The sequence below is a fragment of the Chitinivibrionales bacterium genome, from assembly GCA_035516255.1.
Lineage (GTDB): Bacteria > Fibrobacterota > Chitinivibrionia > Chitinivibrionales > FEN-1185 > FEN-1185.
The window spans coordinates 176139-198664 of sequence record DATJAL010000047.1 but is presented as its reverse complement, the minus strand read 5'-3'; the positions used below and the strand labels follow the sequence as shown (position 1 = coordinate 198664).

Here is a 22526-nt window from a genome sequence, read left to right as displayed (position 1 = left end):
GCAAAGTGTTAATATTATAGATATATGAGTATTTAACAAATTACGGTAATGATTTATATTACCACCCAGAAACACCAACTCCTAAAGCAAGGACCTCCATGACAGAAGAAAACGACGCGAACCTTGATCCGGGTAATTTGGAAAAACCGATGGAGCAAGTCGATCCTCCCCTGGCGGCCGAAGAGACCGCCGGCCCGCAAACCAGCGACGCGCAGGTGGCCCAGAATACCGCCGCGCTCGAGGCCGAAAGCGCGGAAGACGTTCCCATCCCCGACTCAAACGCGCCCGACAACCCGCTCCGCGTGCTCGAGGCGCTTTTGTTCGCGTCGGACGAGATCCTCACCACCGACCGGATCAAGGCGATCGTGCCGGGAATGCCCGACGGCCGCAAGATCCGGCAGATGGTGGAGAAAATCAATACGCAGCTGGGCAAAGAGCGCCACCCGTTCGAGATCGTGGAGATCGGCGGCGGATACCAGTTCCGCACCGTGTCGTATTATTACCCCTGGGTGGTGCAGCTGTTCAAGGAAAAGGCCGCGAAAAAACTTTCTATACAATCGCTTGAATGCCTTGCCATCATTTCGTACAAGCAGCCCATCACCAAGGCCGAGATCGAGTCGATCCGCGGGGTGCTTTCCGACGGTGCCATGAAAACGCTGTTGGAAAAGCGGCTCATCACCATCGCCGGCCGCAGCGAAAAGCCCGGCCGCCCCCTGCTCTACGCCACGACCAAGGAGTTTCTTGCCTATTTCGGCATCAACAAGATCGCCGACCTGCCGCGCATCGAAGAGTTCGAGGCCTTGGCAAAGGAGAAACTGGGTGATCTCACCGAAACGCAGTTGCAGCAGGTGGAGGCCGAAAAAGCCGCGTCCGGCGCGGGCGCTGCCGTTCTTGACGAGAAGGACACGCCGCCCGCAACCGTTTAACGCAAACCGGTTAGGTCATGACCTCTCTCAATTTCCAATCGCCGCAGGACTCGCTCACGCCGCTCATGCGGCAGTACAACGCCATCAAGGCGCAGAACCCCGAGACCGTGCTGTTGTACCGCATGGGCGATTTCTACGAGATGTTCAACGACGACGCCAAGATCGCGTCGAAGGTGCTGGGCATCACCCTCACCTCGCGCAACCACGGCAGCGCCGAGGATGTGCCGCTTGCCGGGTTCCCCTATCACGCGCTCGACCGGTATGCCAACCGCCTGGTGAAGGCGGGGTATAAAATCGCCATCTGCGAACAGACGGAAGACCCAAAGAACGCAAAGGGTGTGGTGAAGCGCGACATCGTTGAGATCATCACGGCCGGCACCGCCACCGAGGACAATTTCATCGAGGAGAAGAGCAACAACTTCATCGTGGCTGCGGTGGCGGCAAAAGACTGCTGCGGCGCGGCGATTTGCGATCTGTCAACAGGTCTGTTCCAGGCCGAGGAGATCCCGGTTTCACGACTCGCGGAAGAACTCGTGCGCATCGGGCCGGCCGAGGTTCTGCTTTCCGGGGGCGAGGAAAACCCGCTGGCTGCTATTGTTTCGCAGAACCTGCGGCAGGTTCCGGTGTCGAAATACGATCCGTGGAAGTTCGCATTTGAAAACGCGGCCGCCGCGCTCACCTCGCATTTCGGGGTGGCCACGCTGCAGGGCATGGGGCTCGAGCGGTTCGGCGCGGGCATCTGCGCGGCCGGCGGCCTGCTTTCATACCTCAAGGAGCAGAAGAAAAACGAGCTCAGGCACATCGTAGCGCTGCTGCCCCGCACGCTGTCAAGTTTTGCCGACCTCGACCCGTCCACCATCCGCAACCTCGAGCTGCTGCGGCCCATGCACACCGACGACGAGGGCGGCACGCTGCTGTCGGTGCTTGACAAGACGAGCACGGCCATGGGCGCCCGGTTGCTCAAGACGTGGATCACCCACCCGTTGCGCGACGCGGCCGCCATCAACGAGCGGCTCGACTGCGTCGCCTGGCTCAAGGCCGACGTGTTCGTGCGTGGCGAGGCGGAACTTTTCCTGAAGCAGATCGCCGACGTGGAACGGCTCGTGGGCCGCGTGACTTACGAACGGGCCAACGCCCGCGACGTGCTCGGCCTGGCACAGTCGCTCGACGTGTTTCCCAAGATCATCAAAATTCTGGCAAGCTCGCCGTGCGCTTCCGTCAAGGAACTGCGCCGGTCGCTCGAGGGTTTCGATCCGCTTGTTCAATCGGTGCAGCGCACCATCGTGATTGGCCCGCCGCTTTCCATACGCGAGGGAGGGCTCATCAAGACCGGCGTGTCGGCCGAGCTCGACGAGATTCGCAGCGCGTCAATCAACGGGAAAAAATGGATTGCAACGCTCCAGGAATCGGAGCGCGGCCGCAGCGGCATCTCGTCGCTTAGGGTGGGCTACAACAAGGTGTTCGGCTATTACATCGAGGTGTCGAAGGCCAATCTGTCGTCGGTGCCCGAAAATTACATCCGCAAGCAGACGCTGACAAGCGGCGAGCGGTTCATCACGCCCGAGCTCAAGGAGATGGAATCGAAAATATTGGGCGCCGAGGAGAAATGTTCCGCGCTCGAATATGACCTATTTGTCGCGCTGCGCAAGAGCATTGCGGCGCAATGCGCCGCGATACAGAAGGCCGCCGGTGCAATCGCGCTTCTCGACGTGTATGTCTCGCTTGCAAAGGTCGCCTCCGAATACGGCTATTGCAGGCCCGTGCTCACGACGGGCGCCGATCTTTACATCAGGGACGGCCGTCACCCGGTGGTGGAGCGCATGATCCCGGCAGGCGATCAGTTCGTTCCCAACGACACCGAGTGTAAAGCGGCCGACGCGCAGATCCTGCTCATCACCGGCCCGAACATGGCGGGAAAATCAACGTACCTGCGGCAGAACGCGCTCATAGCGCTCATGGCGCAGATGGGCTCGTTCGTGCCCGCGGCGTCGGCCGAGGTCGGCATTGTTGACAAATTCTACACGCGCGTGGGCGCCTCGGATAGGCTTGCGCGCGGCCAGAGCACCTTTCTCGTGGAGATGATCGAGGTAGCAAACATCCTCAACAACGCGACCGACCGGAGCCTCGTGCTGCTCGACGAGGTCGGCCGCGGCACCTCGACGTTCGACGGCATCTCCATCGCCTGGGCGGTCGCCGAATTCCTCCACGAGGCCGAAGGCCACGCCGCGCGAACGTTTTTCGCCACGCATTACCACGAGCTCACCGAGCTGGCGCTTCTGTTCCCGAGAATCAAGAACCTGCACATCAAGGTGAAGGAGTGGAACGACAAGATCATCTTTCTGCGCAAGATCGACGCGGGCAGCTGCGACCATTCCTACGGCATCCAGGTGGCGAGGCTGGCGGGCGTGCCCAGGCCCGTGATCATCCGCGCAAAGGAGATCCTTTCGAACCTCGAGAACATGGAGCTCACGCCCGACCACAAGCCCGTGCTCGCCCGCCGCAAGGGAGAAAAGAAAAACGCAAAACAGACGGACCTGTTTGAAAGCGGCGTGCAACTTAACATAGTGGACTCGATGCAGGGGGAAATAATTCAACAACTGCAGGACATGGACTTGAACCAGGTCACGCCGCTGGACGCGCTGAATTTGTTGGCAGAATTGAAGAAGAAGGCGGGGGAGATACCGGGGTAATTTACCTCATGTCAATAAAATGATGAGCGCATTCCGTTTATTATCTGTCAACTAATCCAAATTGTCAAGGGAGATTGTAATTATCTAAACTGCAACAGCGCGCCACCTTCCCTTTGATTCTCATACGACAATTTTATATAGTCCGCCGTCCACACCCCGCGATAAATCCTCGCCTCGTCGATTTTCCCCTGAAAACACTCCATCGTGTTCCCGCCCCATCCGCCAATGGTCCAGGGCATCTGGTTTAAGGGAACGGCGGGCACGGAACCGGAGGTCCATGAATACGTGGCCGCTTCCGTTCCATTCACGTACAGCCGCATGGTCATGCCGTCGTAGGTGCCCGCGAGGTGCGTCCAGGAGCCGATTGGAATCGAGTCTTTGTAGACCGCGTATGCGGAAAATTGCCCGGACAGTCCCACGTGGAATTGAACGGCGGTATCCTTTGGCCCCGTCTCCTCAAGGGAAAAGACCTGATACGGATTTTGATACGTGTTCCATGACTTGCTGATGATTTTGGAAAATCCGGCCCTGGCCGCGGGGTTTACCCATGCGCTTACCGAGACATTCTGCATGGTCGGCAGCAGCCCCGCGTTCAGAAATCTGTCGTTTATCATGCTGTCGGCGGCGCCGCCGATGATGCCCGTGCCGTAGGTTATGATGACTCCCGGCGCCGGGCCGCTGGTCAGCGTCGGCACCGCGTTGAACTGCGCCTGCGCCGAATTGGCGTTCTGCGCCTGAGATCCGTCGCTCATGTGCCAGACGCCCACGTAGCCGGCGGCGGTGTCGAACACGGCCCTGCCGTTCGAGCTGTCCATTAATGAGCCGGCGCCCCAGGTCATCGTGATGTATTGCGTGTCGTTCATCGGATACACGGTGTCAACCTTTACCCAGATTTCCGCAAGGTACGCCGTGCCGTTCCACCGCTCGATCTGGTAGGGAAGCGGCGTTCCGTCGGGCTTTTTGAAACGCACGTCCGCGCCGTTCGGAGCGGCGTCGCTGAAATTCTTCCTTGTAAATGACGTTGTATCAAGCCGGACGAGGAGCGGGAACCCGGTCACCGGGGCGCTGATGGACGCGCCGCTCGACCTGGTGTTGATCACGATTTTCCCCGTGAATCCCGGGGTTACCGTCGCGCCGTAGGAGATGAAGAATTTCATGGAGTCGGCATGGCCGCCGCGGTCGGAAACCGACACGCACACGGTGTCTTTGGTCTTTGTCCCGGATTTCGGCGCAAGGATGAGCAAAAACTGCCGCGTTGAGTCGAGCACCATCTGCGTCTGGCTCGCGGGCCAGCGGATCTTCACCGTGTCGCGCTCCACGGCCGGGATGTCGGGGTCCTTGACAGAAAAGAAAAGCGTTTCCGGTTGCGCGGCCGAGGAGAGGTCAAGCTCGCCGGCCGGCGTCGTCGGAATGTTGTACGTCACGTGCAGCGTGCACGGCTGGTTGGGCGGCACCACCGTCACCACCGCGAGCATGCTGTCGCTCCGTGAATAGGGGTCGGTGATCTTCAACTTTACGGAACGAATTCCCACGTCCTTGATTTCCGGCTTCCACACGAGGAGCCTGCCGTTCATGGGGAGCGGGGAGTTGTATAAAAACGCGGAAAACACGAGCGGCGTGTCAAGGGTGTCGTAGAGTGTTCTTACCAAAATGACGAGGCTGTCTTTTCCCGCTTCCACATAAGGGGCGTAGGCGGTGTGCTGCGTGTCGATCCGGGCCATCTGCGGAAGCGCGGAAACGGTGAGGACGGTCACCTGGAAGGTGTAGAAAACGTCCTGGTACCCGTCCGAAACGCGCATTAGCACCGTGTGCATGCCGGAGTCCGCCGGCAGCGGGGTCCACGATATCTGGCCGTCCGCGGTGACGGTGAGATTGGCGGGACCGTCCACTTTCTGGATTCTTATTGTGTCAAGGTCCCGGTCGATGCAGCGGATCTGGCTTGAAAACAACGCGCCCGCGAAGACCTGGTTCTGCACGGCGGGGGCAAGGATGATCTCCGGGGGGTTGTTCATATACAAAGTAAAGGAAACGGAATCCCGGTTGCCCGCCCTGTCTTTTGCCCGCACACAGAACAGGTTTCCCGAGGGCCGGTGCACGACAATGACACTGTCGAACCAGATGAAGCCGTTTCCCTCGGGCGTCATGAGCAGCCGCTTCCCATTGACCGTCAGGGAATCGATGCCCGACCCTTCGTCAAAGGCGATGATCCTGATCGCCGCGGTGTCCGTGGTGACAAAGTGGTAATCGGCCGTTTTCCCGTTCGCGGTGATTTCGAGAATGACCGGCGGCACCGTGTCCTTGAGGCCGGGGTCAAAAAAGATCGTGAAGGATTTTTCGGCGAGCGAGTCGCCGCCGGGTGAATAGGCGGCGACTTTTATCTTGTTCGCGCCGTCGCCCAGGGTAAGGCCGAAATTCCACAGCACGCTGTATTTTCCCCGCGCCGCGTATGATTCGCCGGTGGGAAGGTCATTGACAAACAGTTTCAATACCGCGTTGATCGAATCGTGCGCGTAATCCTCTACGTTCCCGAATATGGATACCTGCCTGACCGAGCTCGCCGACAGGTCGCCCTCCGGTTCGCTGACCGTGATGTATAAGCCCTTGCCGTGCGACAGGGAGTCGCTGAACCTGAGCCAGAACGTCTTGCGGGAGGATTTCTGGCTGTACTGGTTGTCAATAGCCGTCACCACGACCGGCGAGAAAACCTTGAACGTGTCCATGCGGCCGAAGACCTGCACATAATAGGGGTCGTTGTTGATGTCGAACTGCCCGCCGTTGATCATCGCGCTGTACACGGGCTGCACCTGCGCCGGGTCCCAGATTTTCACCTTGAAATAGAACGTGGTGTCGCCGGTGACGATGGTGTCCTTTCCAACGAACTGATCGTTGGCGCACATGATGATGGGCGCCGTGCTGTCGGTGAGGTTGTAGGCAAACGCGCAGCGTGGCGAGGCATGGCCACCCGAGGGGTCGGAGACCCACAGCGATCCGGCGGTCATGACCGTCTGCATTTTGATCACGGCAGTGGTTTGCGGCAGCGGAGAGTTGACAACAACGCCGTTGCCGAAATCCCAGTGGTACGCCACGTCGGCGTCGCGTACGGGCGCGGTCGACAGCCGCAGGGTGTCGCCGTAGTCGCCGGTGATGGCGCCTTGGCCCAGCGGCGATTTGCAAAAGACAAAAAAATCCTGCGGCACGCGCTCGCCGTTGCTCCTGAACGTGTTGACCGTGATGGTTATCCAGCCGGTGTCGGTAAGGGAGATCAGGCAGGTGTACGGACCGGCCGGAAGAATCTGGCCGGCCGTTTTTCTCACCACGAACGTGTCGGCGGCGCGGCGGTTCGACGGCGCGACCACCGAGAACGAATCGACCAGCTCGCGCACGGCCAACTGAACCATCAGGGTTTCGGTGGTGAAAATCGAAAGCGTGTCAACGTCCCTGAAGGTTTTATGCGTGACGACCGCGCGGGCCTTTGACTGGTCGGTGAATGGGTTGTAGTCGTTGGTGCAGAAAAGGAAGAAAAGCGGCATGAGCCATGCGGCGAGAAGCATTGATGTTAATTTTCGGTTCATGACGTTACTTCCTAAAACGTAAACGAATAGGTAAACCCGCACGCGCCGATGAACCCGAGCGCATAGCACGCGGTCATGAGCGCGGCATTGGTGTTCCGCGCCGACTGCGCGGCAGTGAAATCGGAGCTGGTATAAGTAAACAGGTCGCCCGCCACCGTGCTCATGCGTTTTTTTGAGGCGTCCCATTGCGTTGTGAACACCGCGCCGGCCACGACGCCGGCCGCCAGCACCCCGATTCCCGTGTAGCGAACAATGTTGCGCCGGCGCGCGTCCGGGTCCAGAAGGATTTTCACGGGCACGCCGTCAATAGCGGCGTTCTTTACCGAAAGGGAATAGGTGTATGGCTCCGCGGTCACGGCCTGGGCCTGGCCCTCGATGGTGAGGTTTGCCCTGCCGTTGTCCCTGAACGTGCCGGCGACGATGCGGAAGAACCTGGTGAGCGCGTTGATGCCGTACACAGAATATACCACCTCGACGTGCTGCAGGTCGGTGCCGATCGCGTCGTTGTGGATGAAAATGCCGTTCCAGTCGTATGGGTTGGCGATGAGGGCGGTCTCCTTATTGAAGCGCTTGTCGTTCTCCGAAGTAAACACCACCGGCTTTTCGGCGGTGCCCTTGGCGATGAGCGTGCCCTGCACGTGCAGGCCCGTGAAATTCTTGAAAAGAAACACGGCGCCCGCATCCACCACCACGGTCTTTCCCGCCGGGACGTAAATGTCCGAGGTGACCAGGTACGGCCCCTTTTCAGCGGAAACGGTTTTGGGAAGGTCCCCGAGGATCGCCTGAAAATCAGCGCCGGCGGCCCGGGAGAGCAACCCCGCGTAAAACAAGACCGCAGTGTAAAGAAGATGCCGTGGCCTGATCGCGATCATGTATTATCCTTTTATGTCCTTTGCCTTGTCGCCGATCCGCTGCATTTCGCTTTCCGCCTTTTTGAAATACGGATGGGCCGCCGAATCGCGCAGCAGCAGCTTGACCTCGAACCACGAATCGAGGGCGTTTTTCATGGTGGCGCGGCTCGGATGGCTGTCGAATTCCTTCGAGTAGCAGAGCGCCTTGTAGTAGAGCACGTCCTGCCGCAGCGCCGCCGCGTCAAGGAATTCGCCCCGCGATTTTGCGCACGCGTCAAGGAAGTCAAGGCATTTTTCCGAATTGCCCGCACCGTAATAGTATTTCGCCTTTTCAAGGTAGAATTCTGCGTCGTCAACGGCCTGGGTCAGCATCATCTGTTCGAGATTGGTCTTGTCGCCTAGGCCCTCGAACATTCGCATCTTGTAAATGAGGGCGGTCTTGGACTGCTGTGCGTCCGCCGGAATATACCCAAACACCTTGGATGCCTCGTCAAACTTTCCGAGTTTTATCTCCTTGACAAAAAGTTCGAGCGCGTCCTGCGTGCCGAACCGGTTCTTGAGTTCGTCGATGATGGTGACGTCGGTTTTCCGCAAGGGCTCCGTTGTCTTGTTGATGGCCGCCTGCGATACGGGTCTTGCGGGCCTGGCCGATTTTTCGAGCGGCTTACCGGGAGCAGGTTTTTTCAATTCAGGCCCGGCCTGCGCAATTACAGGCGGCCGGGCCGTTTTCACGGCGACAACCGCCGGCGCTGCCCGCCGGGATTTGTTGACAGATCGGTATATCAGAACCGCACCGGCAATAAAAATCATCGCGGCAAGACCGGCGGCAATCGGCCAAACCGGAATCTGCCTCTTGATCCCCACCACCATTTTTTCTCCGCCGGTTCCCACGAACGCCTGCATGACCGCCTCGGGCGTCTGCGGCGTCAGCGCCTTGTGGATCCTGGTGAGCTCCGCGAGCATGGCCGCGGCGTCCGGGGGCCGTTTTTCGCGTTCGCGGTTCAGGCATTTCCTGATGAGCCGCTTTAACCGGGGCGGGATCTTGAGCTTGAACGAGTCAAGCGGTTTGTATTCGTTTCTTATTTTGCAAAGCATCAGCTTTGAGATGTTGCTCTCCGTGAATGCCTTGATGCCCGTGACCACCTCGTACAGGATTGCGCCGAGCGAATAGATGTCGGTGCGGATGTCCGGCGTTTTCCCCTCGAGCAGCTCCGGCGACAGGTATTGCATGGTGCCCATGACCGATGTGCTGTCGGTGGTGTGGATCGACGCGTCGATGGGCCGCGCGATGCCGAAGTCCATGAGCTTGACATTGCCCTCGTCGGTCACCATGATGTTGTTGGGCTTCAGGTCGCGGTGGATGATGCCCCGGTAGGTTTCGCCGTACAGGGTGTACTGGTGGCTGTGCGCGTAGCGCAGCGCCCGGCTCATCATGATGCCGATCGACGTGCACACCTCGAACGGCAGCCCGCCCCGGTCGCTCAGCAGTTTTTCGAGCGTGACGCCCTCGATCTTTTCCATCTCGATGTAGGGAAGACCGTTCCATTCGCCCACCGCGTGGATTTCGACGATGTTCGGATGGTCGAGCTTGGCGGTAATTTTAATTTCCGTTTCAAACCGCTCCTTCGACTCTTTGGAATAATTCGGGTGCAGGAGTTTTACCGCCCGTTTCATTTCAAGCTGGGGATTCCAGATTTCATACACGTTTGACATACCGCCAACACCCAAGAGGGAAGAGATGGTTCCTGAACCCAATGTGTCGGGTTTGGAGCCGTCGGGCAGGATCATCACATGGGGCACGCGCTTGAAGGTGAACGAGCCGGCATTTTCGGCGTCGTCGCCCGGTTTTTGATTGTTGCTGAGTGTTTCCATCAGCTTTTCCGAATGGTGGACGGTACAGCGTTGCTCGGTATCAAACTGTTTGGGCCGCCTGAACCTGCAGCTAAAAACGCTGAAAATTCCATTATATATCTTAGTATAAAAGAGGAAAAATATCAACCGATTTCTTGACTTATTTGAACGGGAAAAAGTTTACAAAGGCGGGAAAAATTCGGAGTGTTTGCAGGCAATCAGTCGTCTTAAGCAACCACCGCTCACAAGCGTGCTCTAAAAAATTAGATGTCAGTAGCCCAGCGGGCAGTGATCAATCAAATCAGAATCAACCTCTTTTGTCTTTTACCTGTCGCAACAAGGGTGCGCCCAGCTGAAGGTTCGGGCTTGCGGCGAGGAGGCCGAGGCCGGGGGAGAGACTTCTCCCCCGATTGAATTTTATTTGCTTGAATCTCGTATATACACAATCGCCCCGCCCAGTATCGTCGCTTTTGCAAATCCCGCTAGCTCGAGGCCGGCAAACGGCGTGTTGCGGGACTTGGAGAAGAAGTTTTCGGGGTCGACCGTCCATTTGGTCTTGGGGTCGATGATGGTGATGTCGGCGCGCTTGCCGATGGAGAGCGTGCCGCCGTCGAGCCCGAGGATCCGGTTGGGCGCGAGGCTCATCTTCTCCACGAGGTCGGCGGGCATGAGGATGTCTTTGGCGACAAGCTGGGTGAGCGCAACGCCAAGCGAGGTCTCGAGCCCGATCACGCCGAAGCTGGCCGCGTCGAACTCCACGTCCTTCTCCTCGCTCACGTGCGGCGCGTGGTCGCTCGCGATCACATCGATGGTGCCGTCGGAAAGCGCCGCGATGATCTCCTTGCGGTCGGCGTCGGTGCGCAGCGGCGGGTTCATCTTGCGGTTGGTGTCCCAGCCGACGATGTCGTCGTCGCACAGTGTGAAGTAGTGCGGGCAGGTCTCGCAGGTGACGGCCGCGCCGCGCTGCTTGGCGTCGCGGATCATGCGCACGGCGCCGGCGGTTGACACATGCGCAATATGGACGCGCGCGCCCGTGTACGCCGCGAGCATGAGGTCGCGCGTGACGATGATGTCCTCGGCGATCGACGGGATGCCGCGCAGGCCCAAACGCGTGGATGCGAGACCCTCGTTCATCTGGCCGCCGGCCGAGAGGTCGACGTCCTCGCAGTGGCAGATCACGGGTATCTTGAATGATTTCGAATAGTTGAGCGCGTTCTTCATCATGTTGGACTTGCGCACGCTCTTGCCGTCGTCGCTCACTGCCCTGGCGCCGGCGCGCACCATCTCGCCGAACGGCGACAGCTCCTCGCCCGCAAGCCCCTTGGTGATGGAGCCCACCGGATAGATGCGGCACGGGCAGTATTGTCCGCGCTGCACCACGTAGCGGATCTTGGATTCCTCGTCGAGCACCGGGTTGGTGTTGGGCATGCAGGCAACCGCGGTGAACCCGCCGGCGGCCGCGGCCTGCGTGCCGGTCTCGATGGTCTCCTTGTCCTCGCGTCCCGGCTCGCGCAGGTGCACGTGCATGTCCATGAGGCCGGGCACCACCCACATTCCCTCCGCGTCAATCTCCTCCTGCGGCCGGAATCCCTGCGGAACTTCCTTGCCCAGGAATTTGATCACGCCGTTTTCCACGCCCACGTTCACCTGCTCGTCGATACGGTTGGCCGGGTCTATCACGCGGCCGTTCTTGATGAGGATGTTCGCGGGATGGGCCTCGATGCCGGGCTTATACACGGTCTGGCCGTTGGGTTTCTTATACACGCTCGCCTCCGCCGAGAAGGAAGAGGACGGCCATGCGCACGGCCACGCCGTTGGTCACCTGGTCGAGGATCACGCTTTTGCCCGAGTCGGCCACGTTGGAGGCGAGCTCGATGCCGCGGTTGATGGGGCCGGGGTGCATCACGATGATGTCGCCGGGCAGCTTGTTTAATTTGTCAAGGTCGAGCCCGTAGCGCTCGCGGTATTCGCGGATGGAGGGGAACAGGCCGCTTCCCTGGCGCTCGAGCTGGAGCCGCAAAAGCATCACGACGTCGGCGCCGCGCAGCGCCTCGTCCATGCTGTCGGTGACCCGCACGCCCAGGACATCGGGGTGCTGCGGCAGCAGGGTGGGCGGGCCGCACAGCGTCACGTCCATGCCCATGGTCGTCATGCCCCAGGCGTTTGAGCGTGCCACGCGGCTGTGCAGGATGTCGCCGATGATGGCCACCTTGAGGCCGTCGAGTTTTTTCAGCTTCTGGCGTATGGTCATCATGTCAAGCAGCGCCTGGGTGGGGTGCTCGTGCAAGCCGTCGCCCGCGTTAATGATGGCCGCGTCGGTGCAGCGCGTGAGGAACAAGGGCGCGCCCGCCGCGCTGTGCCGCACCACCACCATGTCGATCTTCATGGCCTCGATGTTGCGCATGGTGTCGCGCAGCGATTCCCCTTTGGCAACCGAGCTCGTGGAGGTGGAGAAGTTGAGCGGGCTCGCCGAGAGCCGCTTTTCGGCCAACTCGAACGACATGCGCGTACGCGTGCTGTTTTCGAAGAAGAGGTTCACAATGGTCCTGCCGCGCAGGGTGGGCACCTGGGGGATCTCGCGCTGGAGCACCTCGTAAAAGGTGTCGGCCGTGTCGAGGATGAGGGTGATGTCCTCCTTCGACACGCCTTCGAGGCCGAGCAGATGCTTTATGGTCAGCGCCACAGGGATTCTCTAGATTGGAAAATGATGTACATGATTTTAACTAATGAGTAAGATTTCCTTATTTTCATTGGCGTTATTTCTAATCGCCCTTTTCGAGTTCCATGAGCCATAAAGAGTCTTCGCCGTCGACTTCCTTCACCTTGAGCGCCACCTCCTGGTTCTTGCGCGTGGTGACGGTCATGCCCACGTAGTCGGCGCGGATGGGCATCTCGCGATAGTCGCGGTCGATGAGCACCGCGAGCTGTATGCTCTTGGGCCTGCCGAAGTCGTTGAGCGCGTCGAGCGCGGCGCGAACGGTTCTCCCGGTGTAAAGCACGTCGTCCACCAGGATCATGTCGATTCCGCTGATGTCGAACGGAATGTTGGTGACCTTCACCTTGGGCTGTTTGAGCGCCCTGCGGTAGTCGTCGCGGTACATGGTGATGTCGAGCACGCCCGCGGTGAATTTGGTCTTCTCGAGCTCGTTGATCTTCGCCGCGATGCGCTGGGCCAGGTACACGCCGCGCGTCTGCATGCCCACGATGCCGAATTTCTTGAGGTTCTGGTTTTTTTCCAATATCTGGTGGGAAATCCGGGTGAGGGCCCGGTCCAAGGCAGTCGCATCCATGAGGAGTTCGATCTGCTTCATCGGGGTAAAAAATAGTTAGGGCTATTAGTTATTAAAAAGAAAATTTTAAATATGAATAAAAATCCGGGCGTTCCCCTGCGCGAAGGGGTCGGCCCTCGCTCCGGTCTCGCCTTCGGCTCGGGCTGCCACGGCTGGTGCCCGGCTGCACCCAGGAGGGGGCTCGAGCGAGGGGGATGCTTTCCCCACCTGGATATTTTATATTATCAAAAAGGAGAAAAACCATGCCCCGCCTCATCGAAAAACCAACCATTGTTTCTGCCGCCGGCAACAAACCCAAGAAAATCGAGGAGTTCATCGGCCGCATCAATTCAAACACGACCGGTGTAAGTGTTGCGAGGATGAAAAGCCCGCAGGGATGGGTCGAGCCGGGCCAGACGCCTGCGTTCGATGAATACACGGTGGTACTCAAAGGCAGGGTTCACGTGAAACACAAGACCGGAACGATTGAGGTAAATGCAGGTCAGGCCGTGATTGCCCACGCAGGAGAATGGGTCCAGTATTCCACGCCCGGCGCCGAAGGCGCTGAATACATCGCGGTGTGTACGCCGGCGTTTTCGCCGGAAACGGTAAAAAGAGACGGATAAAAAAAATCACCACAGAGACACAGAGAGCACAGAGAAAAAAATAAAATCCAACGCACAGACGCAGAGAAGAAGATTAGAGTGCTATAAAAAGGGGGAGGCGGCCGGCGAAGCGATCCCTTTCTTGAAGGTTCTATCGCGTCCGCAGGCCGCCCGGGGGAGAAACAGAATGATACGTTTTAAATTTTTATTTTCAATCGCCTCACTGATTTTAAAACCGATAGGACTACGATCTTGGGAATAATTTTATTTACTTGAAATCCTTAAAATTATCAAGGTGCGCGGACGGGCTGAAGCGAGGGGGATACTTCCCCCGCCTTTAAATTTATTATTTATTTTTCTTTTGCCATGAAATACTACGCCGACCTCCACATCCACTCCAAATATTCCCGCGCGACAAGCAGCCAATTGGACTTTGAACATCTGTGGCTGTGGGCGCAGCTCAAGGGCATTCAGGTGGTGGCCACGGGCGACTGCGTGCACCCGAAATGGTACGAAGAAATTAAAACAAAGCTTGCTCCGTGCGGTAATGGGCTGTTCAGGCTGAAGCCGGAGTTTTGCAAAGTGATCGAAAAAGACCTTCCGCCGTCATGCAAAGGCGACGTGCGGTTCATTCTTTCAACGGAAATTTCAAATATTTACAAAAGGGACGGCAAAGTCCGCAAGGTACACAATGTCGTTTTTGTGCCCGATTATTCAACGCTGGAAAAGCTGACCTTAAAGCTCGAGGCCATCGGCAACATCCGCTCCGACGGCAGGCCTATCCTTGGGCTTGACAGCCGCGACCTGCTCGAAATCGTGCTGTCGTGCAATCCCGACGCCATCCTGGTTCCCGCGCACGTATGGACGCCGTGGTTTTCGGTGCTCGGGTCAAAGAGCGGGTTCAACACCGTCGAGGAATGCTTCGGTGACCTGACTAAATATATTTACGCACTGGAGACGGGCCTGTCATCCGATCCGCTCATGAACTGGCGGCTGTCAATCCTCGATAATTTTTTGCTGGTCTCAAATTCCGACGCGCATTCGCCGAACAAGCTCGGCCGAGAGGCCAACATGTTCGATACGGACCTGTCGTACGCGGGGCTGCTCAACGCGCTGCGCGATCCGAGCGACAAGGGACTTCTCGGCACCGTCGAGTTTTTCCCTGAGGAGGGAAAGTACCATTACGACGGCCACCGCAAATGCCAGACACGCATGCACCCGCGCGATACCCTTAAAAACAAGGGCCTGTGCCCGGTGTGCGGAAAGCCCGTGACCGTGGGCGTCATGGCGCGGGTCGAGGAGCTTGCCGACCGGGCCGAAGGCGAAAAGGGAAAACGGTGGCGACCGTATAAAAGCATGATCCCGCTCGCCGAGATCATCGGCGAATGCCTTGGCGTCGGGCCGGCCTCGCAGAAGGTTGACATACTGTACAACCGGCTCGTGGGCGACATCGGCGGCGAGTTTGCGGCCCTGCTCGACGCGACGCTTGACAGGATAGCAAAAGCTGCGGGCGACATGGTCGCGGAGGGTGTGCGCCGCGTGCGCAATGGCGAGGTCACGGTGAACGCGGGATACGACGGAGAATATGGGACGATAAAAATATTTTCAGACAAAGAGCGCAAAGCGGAGAAGCGACAATTAACCATGTTTGATGATGAATCCCGGGAAGACTCAATTGTAAGAAAAGAGAAAGAAAGCGTAAAACGAATACTGCCCGGCGATAAAAAAAAAGCCGTTCCGGAAAACCGGGGAAAAAGTCCTGCGCCAAAAATTCCTCAGGAAATCAAAGGAGAAAAACAAGGCGCAGGATTAAATGAAGTTCAGCACGCGGCCGTCGATCACGCCGGTTCCCATCTCTTGATTATTGCCGGCCCCGGTACGGGAAAAACCCACACCCTCGTCCACAGGATCGCTAAAACAATTCCACTTCTTAAAAACCGCGAAAAAATCCTCGCCATTACCTTTACCAACAAGGCGGCCGAGGAAATGCGCGTGCGCATCTCGTCTCTCGTTGGGGACACTGCGGACGAAATATATTTTGTCGGCACGTTTCACCGGTTCTGCCTCGACTTGTTGCGATTGTATCCCGAACGGTCGAATGCGCCTAAGAATTTTTCCATCGCCACCGACGTCCAGCGCGACACAGCCGTCAAAAAGGCGTTTCCCGGATGGCCGCCTTCGCGGAGAAAGGCGCTGCTCGAGGCGGTATTAAAAAACAAGTCCTTTTATTCATCGCTGGAGGCCGATCCGGAGATTGAACAGTATGATGCGGCCCTTCATGAATCCGGCCTTCTTGACTTTGACGACATTCTCCGCTTTGCCGTGAGACTGCTTGCCGAAAACGAATTCGCGCTCCGCGAAGTCCGGTCAGTCTATCGTTTCATATTTGTGGATGAATACCAGGACATCAACGATGTTCAGCATGAACTTTTAAAAATTCTCGTCCACGACGGGGTGCGCATCACCGCGATCGGCGACCCGAACCAGGCGATTTACGGGTTCCGCGGGTCGGACGTCCGGTTCTTCGGCATGTTCGAAAAAACGTTTCCCGGCGCCGAGACCGTCTTTCTTTCTGAGAACTACCGCTCCGCATCGAATCTGCTCACGGCAAGTGGCCATGTGATATCCGCAGAAAGCAGCGGGAGCGTTCCTCCCCCGACGGCCGCGCTGCATCTCGAGGGCAGGCTTGTCATCCACGAAGCGGCGACCGACCTTGCCGAGGCGGAATATATCGTCCACCAGATTGAAAAGCTGGTGGGCGGCACCAGCATGTTCTCGCACGACAGCGGCAGGGTTGACGGAGCGGAAAGCGGCGAAAAGACATTCGGCGACTGCGCCGTACTGTACCGCACGAACGCCCAGAGCCTTGCCGTCGTTGAGGCGTTTGAACGCAGCGGCATTCCCTATCAGGTGTCGGGGGACAAACAGCTTGCCGACTATGAGTTTGTCAAGGACATTGTCGCGCTCCTCCTGCTCGCATCGGGGAATGAAATGGAAGCGGAAAGTCTCAAAGCGTTGAAGCGGTCCCTGGGCTTCGAAAAAAAAGCGGTCTGGCAGGATTTTGTCTCAGGAATGTCGCGGGAGCTTCAGGATGAGGGTCTTGAAACGGCGTTGAATAAACTGGCGCAAAGTCCGGGAATCAAAGACCGGATTGAAAAGGAAAAGTCAAGTAAGGACCTGTTCAGCCGGCTCCTGCGCATCGCGCGCCTTCAAGTCAGCTTGCAGTTTTTCGTGGACTACATCCAGCTTCAGCAATCCGACGACTCGCTAGTACCGGCCGCGGAAAAAGTCTCGTTGCTCACGCTGCACGCGGCCAAGGGGCTCGAATTTCCGGTGGTGTTCATTGCGGGATGCGAGCAGGGGCTTGTGCCGCTTCTTAGGGAAGGAAAGGAATTTGATCCGGCCGAGGAGCGCAGGCTTTTCTACGTGGGAATGACGCGCGCAAAAGAGCTGCTCTATCTCATCCATGCAAGGCGCCGCACGCTGTATGGGAAAACAATCGATGCAAGGCCGTCGCCGTATCTTTCGGACATTGAAGAAGAATTAAAGACGTATGAGAAGGCGGCGGCGATGAAGGTGAAAAAGGTTGCGGAGTGCGAGCAGACGGATTTTATGGGGGAGCTGTTTACATGAGAAAAATTATACCAGATAAAACAAGATCAAGATATGGTAGGGGCTCCGCCCCTAAGGCCCCGTAAGGAAAATGCTTATTGTAACGTCCCGCCCACCTCCCCCCGGGGAGGTAACTGTACCATTTGTAGCTGTTGATCAAATCGCATCAAATTTAACCGCCTTGACCAAATTATCCTGCCGCGGAAATTCCTTTCAAATTAATCGTCCAAATGATTATTCTTTTGTTTTCCCCGGATACCCCACCGTCTGCCCGAACAGCGGCCTCTTGCTTTCGGGCAAATTCAATTCCTTCGCTACTCCCTCCCTGTCGCAGTTGTGAAACCACGCCGCAAGCCCCTGCGCGGCGGCGAACAGGTACACGTTTCCCGCGATGAGGCCAGTGTCGGCGTAATAATAGGCCTTTTGTCCCTCGGGATCGTGCAGCCGGGGCTCGTCGAAACCGGACGTTTTGAATTTGTCAATGTCCGCCACGTAGATGAGCCGCACCGGCGCGTTGGCGCCCCACTTCTCCTGCCCGCGGCCGATGGCCATCGATCGGAGATCGCCTTTCGCCGCCGGGTCCAGTCGATGGGCCTCCGGTTCATAATGGAAGACCCCTTTTTCAAGCGCGGCATACACGTCGATTTCCCTGGAGTTGCTCGCCGAGGCGGCGGTTCTTCCGGGAAGTTTGAACGGGCCGGTCTTCCGGTTCACTCCGTTTGCCGCCCAGAGCAGGTTTGAGAGCGTTTGTAAAGAAAGTTTTTTATCGCTCAGCGAGCGGTTCGTCTGTCTGGCCTTGAGCGCCGCGTAAACGGATTTGCCGCGCCAGTCTTTAGGCCTGGGAAGCACGATCGGTTGAAGATCATTCATTTTGTCCGAGTTCATTAAAGACCCCTTTAAACGGGTTCGTTCCAGAAAATGTTTCAGGCCGCGATAAGCTAATAATAACAAATTGGCGTAGGATTAGCAAAGGAATGAATGTTTGAAAATTAAAATGCAGTTGGCAAAAAAAGCCCCCTCTCCGATTCGTGAGAGGGGTTGGGGTGAGGTCAAGAAAAGATTACCATTTACTGTTGGACAATGATTGATTGTCGCGTGATCGGTTTTTTATTACCATCCGACAATTCCAGGAAATAAACGCCGGGCTTGATTTTCTCAACGGATATTTTCCTGCTGTTGACCGCGCGGAATGAAAAAACCTTTTGGCCGGCGGCGGAAATCAAGTCTAGCCCCATTCCCTGCTGAATCATTGGTTCAAAGGAAATATACCTGCCGTCGCATCTGATCCTGCAATTGCATTTTTTATCGATGGCCGGCGCTTTATCCGCAATTACGTTCACCGCGGGCTTGCCCGGCTCAGCGCCCCATATCTGCACGCCGCCGTCGTAAATCGGCATGTTGACGGCCTTGATCGCCTGGCCCGAAACGCCGACGGTCTTGTACGACCAGTCGTTGGTCGGGTCCCACGCGGCCGCGGCCGAGTTGTTGGGCAGTTGAATCCTGAACTGCGCCTCCCGTTTGTACGAGTCCTGGGTGCCGGGGAACAGCGAATCCCCCTCGTAGGAAACCTCGACGTAATAAACGGTCGATGACCCGTTGTAGGCGGTGAGCGGCCCGACCGAGGCCTTGCCCTGCATGTAATTGGTGGAGATGGTGACTTGACTAAGTGGAATTCCCGCCGCGGCGACCTCGCTCAGGTCGACGAAATAGCGGTACGAAAGGTGCCTGCACACGCGCGCGGGCGTGTTGGTCTTGTTGCACAAGACCGCGTCGATCTCGGTGAAGCCAGTGCCGCTGGCGTTTACCTTGGCGAGAATGTAGAACTGCTCGGGCACGGGCTCCGGGGGCGGGAACACGGCGAGCGGATCGCCGCCGTATTCCTTGTACAGGCGGGCGAGCGCGCCGGTGAACGCCGCGTTGTAATCGCAGGCCGGCTCGTTCTGCGTGTAGTTGCTGCGCTGGTCCACGTAATTGTCGCTCGCGTCGGGGCCGCCCACCAGCGCCCCGTACAGCGTGTGGAGGCAGGCGATGGTGTCGCCGGCGTCGCCGGGATATGATCCCTCGGCGGTGCGGTGGTGCTCGTGGCAGGGCGGGTTCACGCCGTATCCCACCACCAGCGAGCGGCCCATAGGATTGTCGCCGAGCATATAATTGATCTGCCGCACCGCGAAATCATGGTAGCGAGTCTTGACGGATGCGTCCGCGACGCTGTCGGCGTACACCAGCGCGCAGAACGCGGTGTTTGCGGCGTAGCGGTTGGAGCCCCATTGGTCGAGCCAGGCAAGGCCGCCAGGCGTATACGTTATTTTCTGGCCGTTCACGCCCACGGTCCAAAAGTCGAGCCAGCGCTGCGCGTCGTCCTTGTATTTCTGGCTGCCGGTGAGTTTCGCGAGGAGCACGTAGCAGCCGTAGCTCTTGTCGTCCCATGCGATGGTCCATTTGTACGACCTCGTGGTCGACTGCGGCTCGGTGTTGAGGCTGTCGTAATATGATTCCGCTTTAGCAAGATACGAATTGTCTCCGCCCGCCAGGTACAGCCAGACCGCGCCCCACACGAGCTCGTCGTGATAGCCGCTCCAGGAGTTGTAATACCCCTGGGCGGCGGTGATTGACGCATCGTACTTTCCGCGGTACTGGTCGGCGAACGAATACAGCTGCTGCGCATGGGTGAGACAGGTGGCAGAAAAAGCCGGGTCAGTCGATTTGAACACCAGCGATGTTGCTGCAAGCGCCGCCGCGGCTTCGCCCGCGAGGTCCGATCCCGGATGCGTCGCGTCGATTTTCGCCGAGGGCCGTTTCATCAAGGACTCCACGGACTCGGCGGGTCCCCAGAACGAATGGTCGAGCCCGCCGTCGCCGACCTGACCGTAGAATTCGTTTTGCGCGGTGTGGCACCGGATGAGATATTCGGCGGCAAACCGGATGGTATTGAGAATGGAGGGAAGCTGGCCGCTCTTTTCATAGGCGTCGCGGTTTTCCACGACGCCCCAGCACAGCATGGTGACGGAAAACGACATGGGAAAGTTGAACTTCACGTGGTCGCCGGCGTCATACCAGCCGCCGGTGAGGTCCTTTCCCGCGTCCGCGCCGTCGTGGATGCAACTCGGGCCGCGCCAGGCAACGCGGTTCCATGCCGGCAGCGGCCCGGACTGCTGGCATTCGTAGAAGTAAACGGCCTTCTGGAGCGCCTCGCCGTAATTGTAGGCGGCGGAGGCAAGGGTAGTTAGAAATATCATGGATAAAAATGCCTGCGGAATGAATTTCATGATGCCCCTTCTGTTGACATTGCCAATCAACGATAAAAGCTATTTTGTGAAACATACCATTTGTTTCGAAACATATTCGCCGGCCTTAAAAACCGCCACATACGGTCCGGCGGCAACCGCCATCTGCCGCGGACGCAGGGAATAAAAACCCGCCCCTTGGTGCCGGCCGATTATTTCCGATTGCAAACGGCCGTTAAGATCATAGAGTTTCAGCGAGACAATTGCCGCCCTGGGCAATGAATAGGTGATCAGTCCCTCATTTGAAATGTGAAAGCTTGAAACCCTCCTGACGGCGCCAAGATTGACAAGCGCGCCTGTTCCGGCCGCGTTCCAGAGTTTTGCGAGCAGGCCAAGCTTCCGTGGATCGGTGCCCGACCATGTCCCCCAGCCGCCCGTGTTGGAGACGGGGTCATAAGGAGTGGTATAAATCCCGTAGGTATCGCTGGATTCCGGGTTGATCGACCAGTAGAAGGAATTGTATATGCCCACCTTGAGCAGATAGTTTACAAAGGCGTTCTGCCACTGCCGGTCAACCGTTGTGTCGGTGATGTAGCTGTAGCGGTTCTGCATGCGGATCTCGGCCTTTCTGGGCCAGTCCATGTTGCCGCCGAATTCTCCAATGCAAACGGCATATCCGAGGGCCCTCAGGTATCCGAAGTGCTCCTGCCATCCCACTTCGAGCTTCGCCGGATCGATCACGATCTGGCATTTCGCGTCACCAAAGGCGTCTTCCTGGAGGCTCTTGCACTGCGGCTGGGCATCCCAGTCCGCGAACATCGGCTGCGTGCATACCGAAGGACCATAGCAGTGCGGCGAGAACACCAGCTTGTTCTTCGGCACGTTGGGCGGATTGGCGCCCGCTTCATACAGGTTCTCGCCCCAGTTTGGGTTTGTCGTGGAATCATTTCCATGCGGCGTCTTGTTTACCGTGTTCGGGGTGCCGTCCTGGTTGCCGTTGCTGCTGCCGATCCCCTCGGCAAAAATCAGAATGTTGGGATTCACGGAGCTGATCGCCGCGTAGGCCTGCTCGATGAGCGATTTCCATTCGGTCCAACTGTAGTCCCAGGGTTCGTTGAAGATGTCGATGCCCATGATGTTGTCCACGCCGATCGACGAGCCAAGGCCGGCCAGCGTTTTCAGGTTGGCCAGCCACTTCGAAACGTCGTAGGCCTGGATGCGGGTGACCGTGCTCGGGTTACCATCCGCCGCGCAGGAGCAATCCTCACGTTTGAAGTCGTAATTGTCGCGGTTCGCGTCTGTCCATGGCGGACGCGCGTCCAAGCGGCCCTTTCGCCAGCCTACGTAATTTGAGCAGGAGTGGATGTCCAACAGGACGTAGAGCCCGGCGTCGGAACATGCTTTGATCATCGTCTTGAGCGCGGTAAAAGCGCCTTGAATACGCACGGACGGGGAATTTTTCAGGACCGGGTCTATGCCCTGCGGATCGCTGTCATCGAGGGTCTGGGGAACAAGCGGTATCCTCACGCAGTTGAATCCCAGGTTTTTTATCTCGACCGCATCCCCGGCGATGGTGCGGCTGCTTTGCGCCCAGAACACGTTGCCCATGTATAATTCCATGGGCGCTCCTCGCGGGTTGGTCGCGTCCGTGGAGAGCTCATACCTTCCTTCGAGTCCGAACCAGGATCCGCCCTTGACGCGGAAGGCGGAGTCATTTCGGGTAATGTTGCCGATGGAATCGACCGCCCACACGTTCGCGGCGTGCGCAGATGGGGAGATGAAAAGTGCCAAAGCTGCGACAAATAAAAAGACTTTTTTGTTTAGAGACTTGAACGGTAAATGCATGATACGTGCCTCCGGTGGTTAAAGGATTTCTTTCCGAGATAATTTTCCTGTGCCGATAGTATTCTGGATCAATTCATCGAT

At 57.9% G+C, this 22526-nt stretch carries 13 protein-coding genes; 4 read left to right on the top strand and 9 right to left on the bottom strand.

Annotated elements, in window-relative coordinates:
* Positions 1-98 precede the first annotated feature (98 nt).
* Complete coding sequence (gene scpB, locus VLX68_14085) at positions 99-926, top strand: SMC-Scp complex subunit ScpB (GenBank protein HUI93372.1); 828 nt, start codon at positions 99-101, stop codon at positions 924-926.
* Positions 927-943: 17 nt separating this feature from the next.
* Positions 944-3616, top strand: coding sequence for a DNA mismatch repair protein MutS (gene mutS, locus VLX68_14080; GenBank protein ID HUI93371.1), 2673 nt, complete (start codon positions 944-946; stop codon positions 3614-3616).
* An 80-nt stretch (positions 3617-3696) separates the two neighbouring features.
* Here the strand turns inward: mutS and VLX68_14075 are convergent, their stop codons facing one another.
* The 6 genes from VLX68_14075 to pyrR all read right to left on the bottom strand — a co-directional run bounded on the left by VLX68_14075 (position 3697) and on the right by pyrR (position 13201).
* On the bottom strand, positions 3697-7188 hold the full coding sequence (locus tag VLX68_14075) for a DUF2341 domain-containing protein (protein ID HUI93370.1): 3492 nt from the start codon (positions 7186-7188) through the stop codon (positions 3697-3699).
* Positions 7189-7199: 11 nt separating this feature from the next.
* Complete coding sequence (locus VLX68_14070) at positions 7200-8060, bottom strand: hypothetical protein (protein ID HUI93369.1); 861 nt, start codon at positions 8058-8060, stop codon at positions 7200-7202.
* 3 nt (positions 8061-8063) lie between these two features.
* Complete coding sequence (locus VLX68_14065; protein ID HUI93368.1) at positions 8064-9911, bottom strand: serine/threonine-protein kinase; 1848 nt, start codon at positions 9909-9911, stop codon at positions 8064-8066.
* 396 nt (positions 9912-10307) lie between these two features.
* The gene (locus VLX68_14060; GenBank protein ID HUI93367.1) at positions 10308-11654 is read right to left on the bottom strand and encodes a dihydroorotase; all 1347 of its coding nucleotides are present in this window, start codon (positions 11652-11654) and stop codon (positions 10308-10310) included.
* Positions 11647-12573, bottom strand: a complete 927-nt coding sequence (locus VLX68_14055) for an aspartate carbamoyltransferase catalytic subunit (GenBank protein ID HUI93366.1) — start codon at positions 12571-12573, stop codon at positions 11647-11649. Before VLX68_14055 ends, VLX68_14060 begins: the two co-directional genes overlap by 8 nt.
* A 79-nt stretch (positions 12574-12652) precedes the next feature.
* Positions 12653-13201, bottom strand: coding sequence for a bifunctional pyr operon transcriptional regulator/uracil phosphoribosyltransferase PyrR (gene pyrR / locus VLX68_14050; protein HUI93365.1), 549 nt, complete (start codon positions 13199-13201; stop codon positions 12653-12655).
* A gap of 221 nt (positions 13202-13422) precedes the next feature.
* Between pyrR and VLX68_14045 the strand changes: the two genes are divergently transcribed.
* Complete coding sequence (locus tag VLX68_14045) at positions 13423-13785, top strand: hypothetical protein (protein HUI93364.1); 363 nt, start codon at positions 13423-13425, stop codon at positions 13783-13785.
* A gap of 405 nt (positions 13786-14190) precedes the next feature.
* Positions 14191-17397 (top strand): UvrD-helicase domain-containing protein, encoded by a 3207-nt coding sequence (locus tag VLX68_14040; protein HUI93363.1) that lies wholly within the window; start codon positions 14191-14193, stop codon positions 17395-17397.
* 213 nt (positions 17398-17610) lie between these two features.
* Here VLX68_14040 and VLX68_14035 read toward each other — a convergent pair whose 3' ends face one another.
* The 3 genes from VLX68_14035 to VLX68_14025 all read right to left on the bottom strand — a co-directional run bounded on the left by VLX68_14035 (position 17611) and on the right by VLX68_14025 (position 22445).
* Entirely contained in the window at positions 17611-18261 is a 651-nt protein-coding gene (locus VLX68_14035) for a nitroreductase family protein (protein ID HUI93362.1), read from the bottom strand.
* A 182-nt stretch (positions 18262-18443) separates the two neighbouring features.
* A complete protein-coding gene (locus tag VLX68_14030; GenBank protein HUI93361.1) occupies positions 18444-20642 on the bottom strand; it encodes a glycoside hydrolase family 9 protein in 2199 nt (732 codons plus the stop codon).
* 39 nt (positions 20643-20681) lie between these two features.
* Complete coding sequence (locus VLX68_14025; protein HUI93360.1) at positions 20682-22445, bottom strand: cellulase family glycosylhydrolase; 1764 nt, start codon at positions 22443-22445, stop codon at positions 20682-20684.
* Positions 22446-22526 lie beyond the last annotated feature (81 nt).

Bases quoted from the DNA above. Each gene is read 5' to 3' on its own strand.
- VLX68_14030 (HUI93361.1), bottom strand. From the start codon at position 20,642: ATGAAATTCATTCCGCAGGCATTTTTATCCATGATATTTCTAACTACC.
- VLX68_14070 (HUI93369.1), bottom strand. From the start codon at position 8,060: ATGATCGCGATCAGGCCACGGCATCTTCTTTACACTGCGGTCTTGTTT.
- VLX68_14045 (HUI93364.1), top strand. From the start codon at position 13,423: ATGCCCCGCCTCATCGAAAAACCAACCATTGTTTCTGCCGCCGGCAAC.
- scpB (HUI93372.1), top strand. From the start codon at position 99: ATGACAGAAGAAAACGACGCGAACCTTGATCCGGGTAATTTGGAAAAA.
- pyrR (HUI93365.1), bottom strand. From the start codon at position 13,201: ATGAAGCAGATCGAACTCCTCATGGATGCGACTGCCTTGGACCGGGCC.
- mutS (HUI93371.1), top strand. From the start codon at position 944: ATGACCTCTCTCAATTTCCAATCGCCGCAGGACTCGCTCACGCCGCTC.
- VLX68_14065 (HUI93368.1), bottom strand. From the start codon at position 9,911: ATGGAAACACTCAGCAACAATCAAAAACCGGGCGACGACGCCGAAAAT.
- VLX68_14035 (HUI93362.1), bottom strand. From the start codon at position 18,261: ATGAACTCGGACAAAATGAATGATCTTCAACCGATCGTGCTTCCCAGG.
- VLX68_14025 (HUI93360.1), bottom strand. From the start codon at position 22,445: ATGCATTTACCGTTCAAGTCTCTAAACAAAAAAGTCTTTTTATTTGTC.
- VLX68_14075 (HUI93370.1), bottom strand. From the start codon at position 7,188: ATGAACCGAAAATTAACATCAATGCTTCTCGCCGCATGGCTCATGCCG.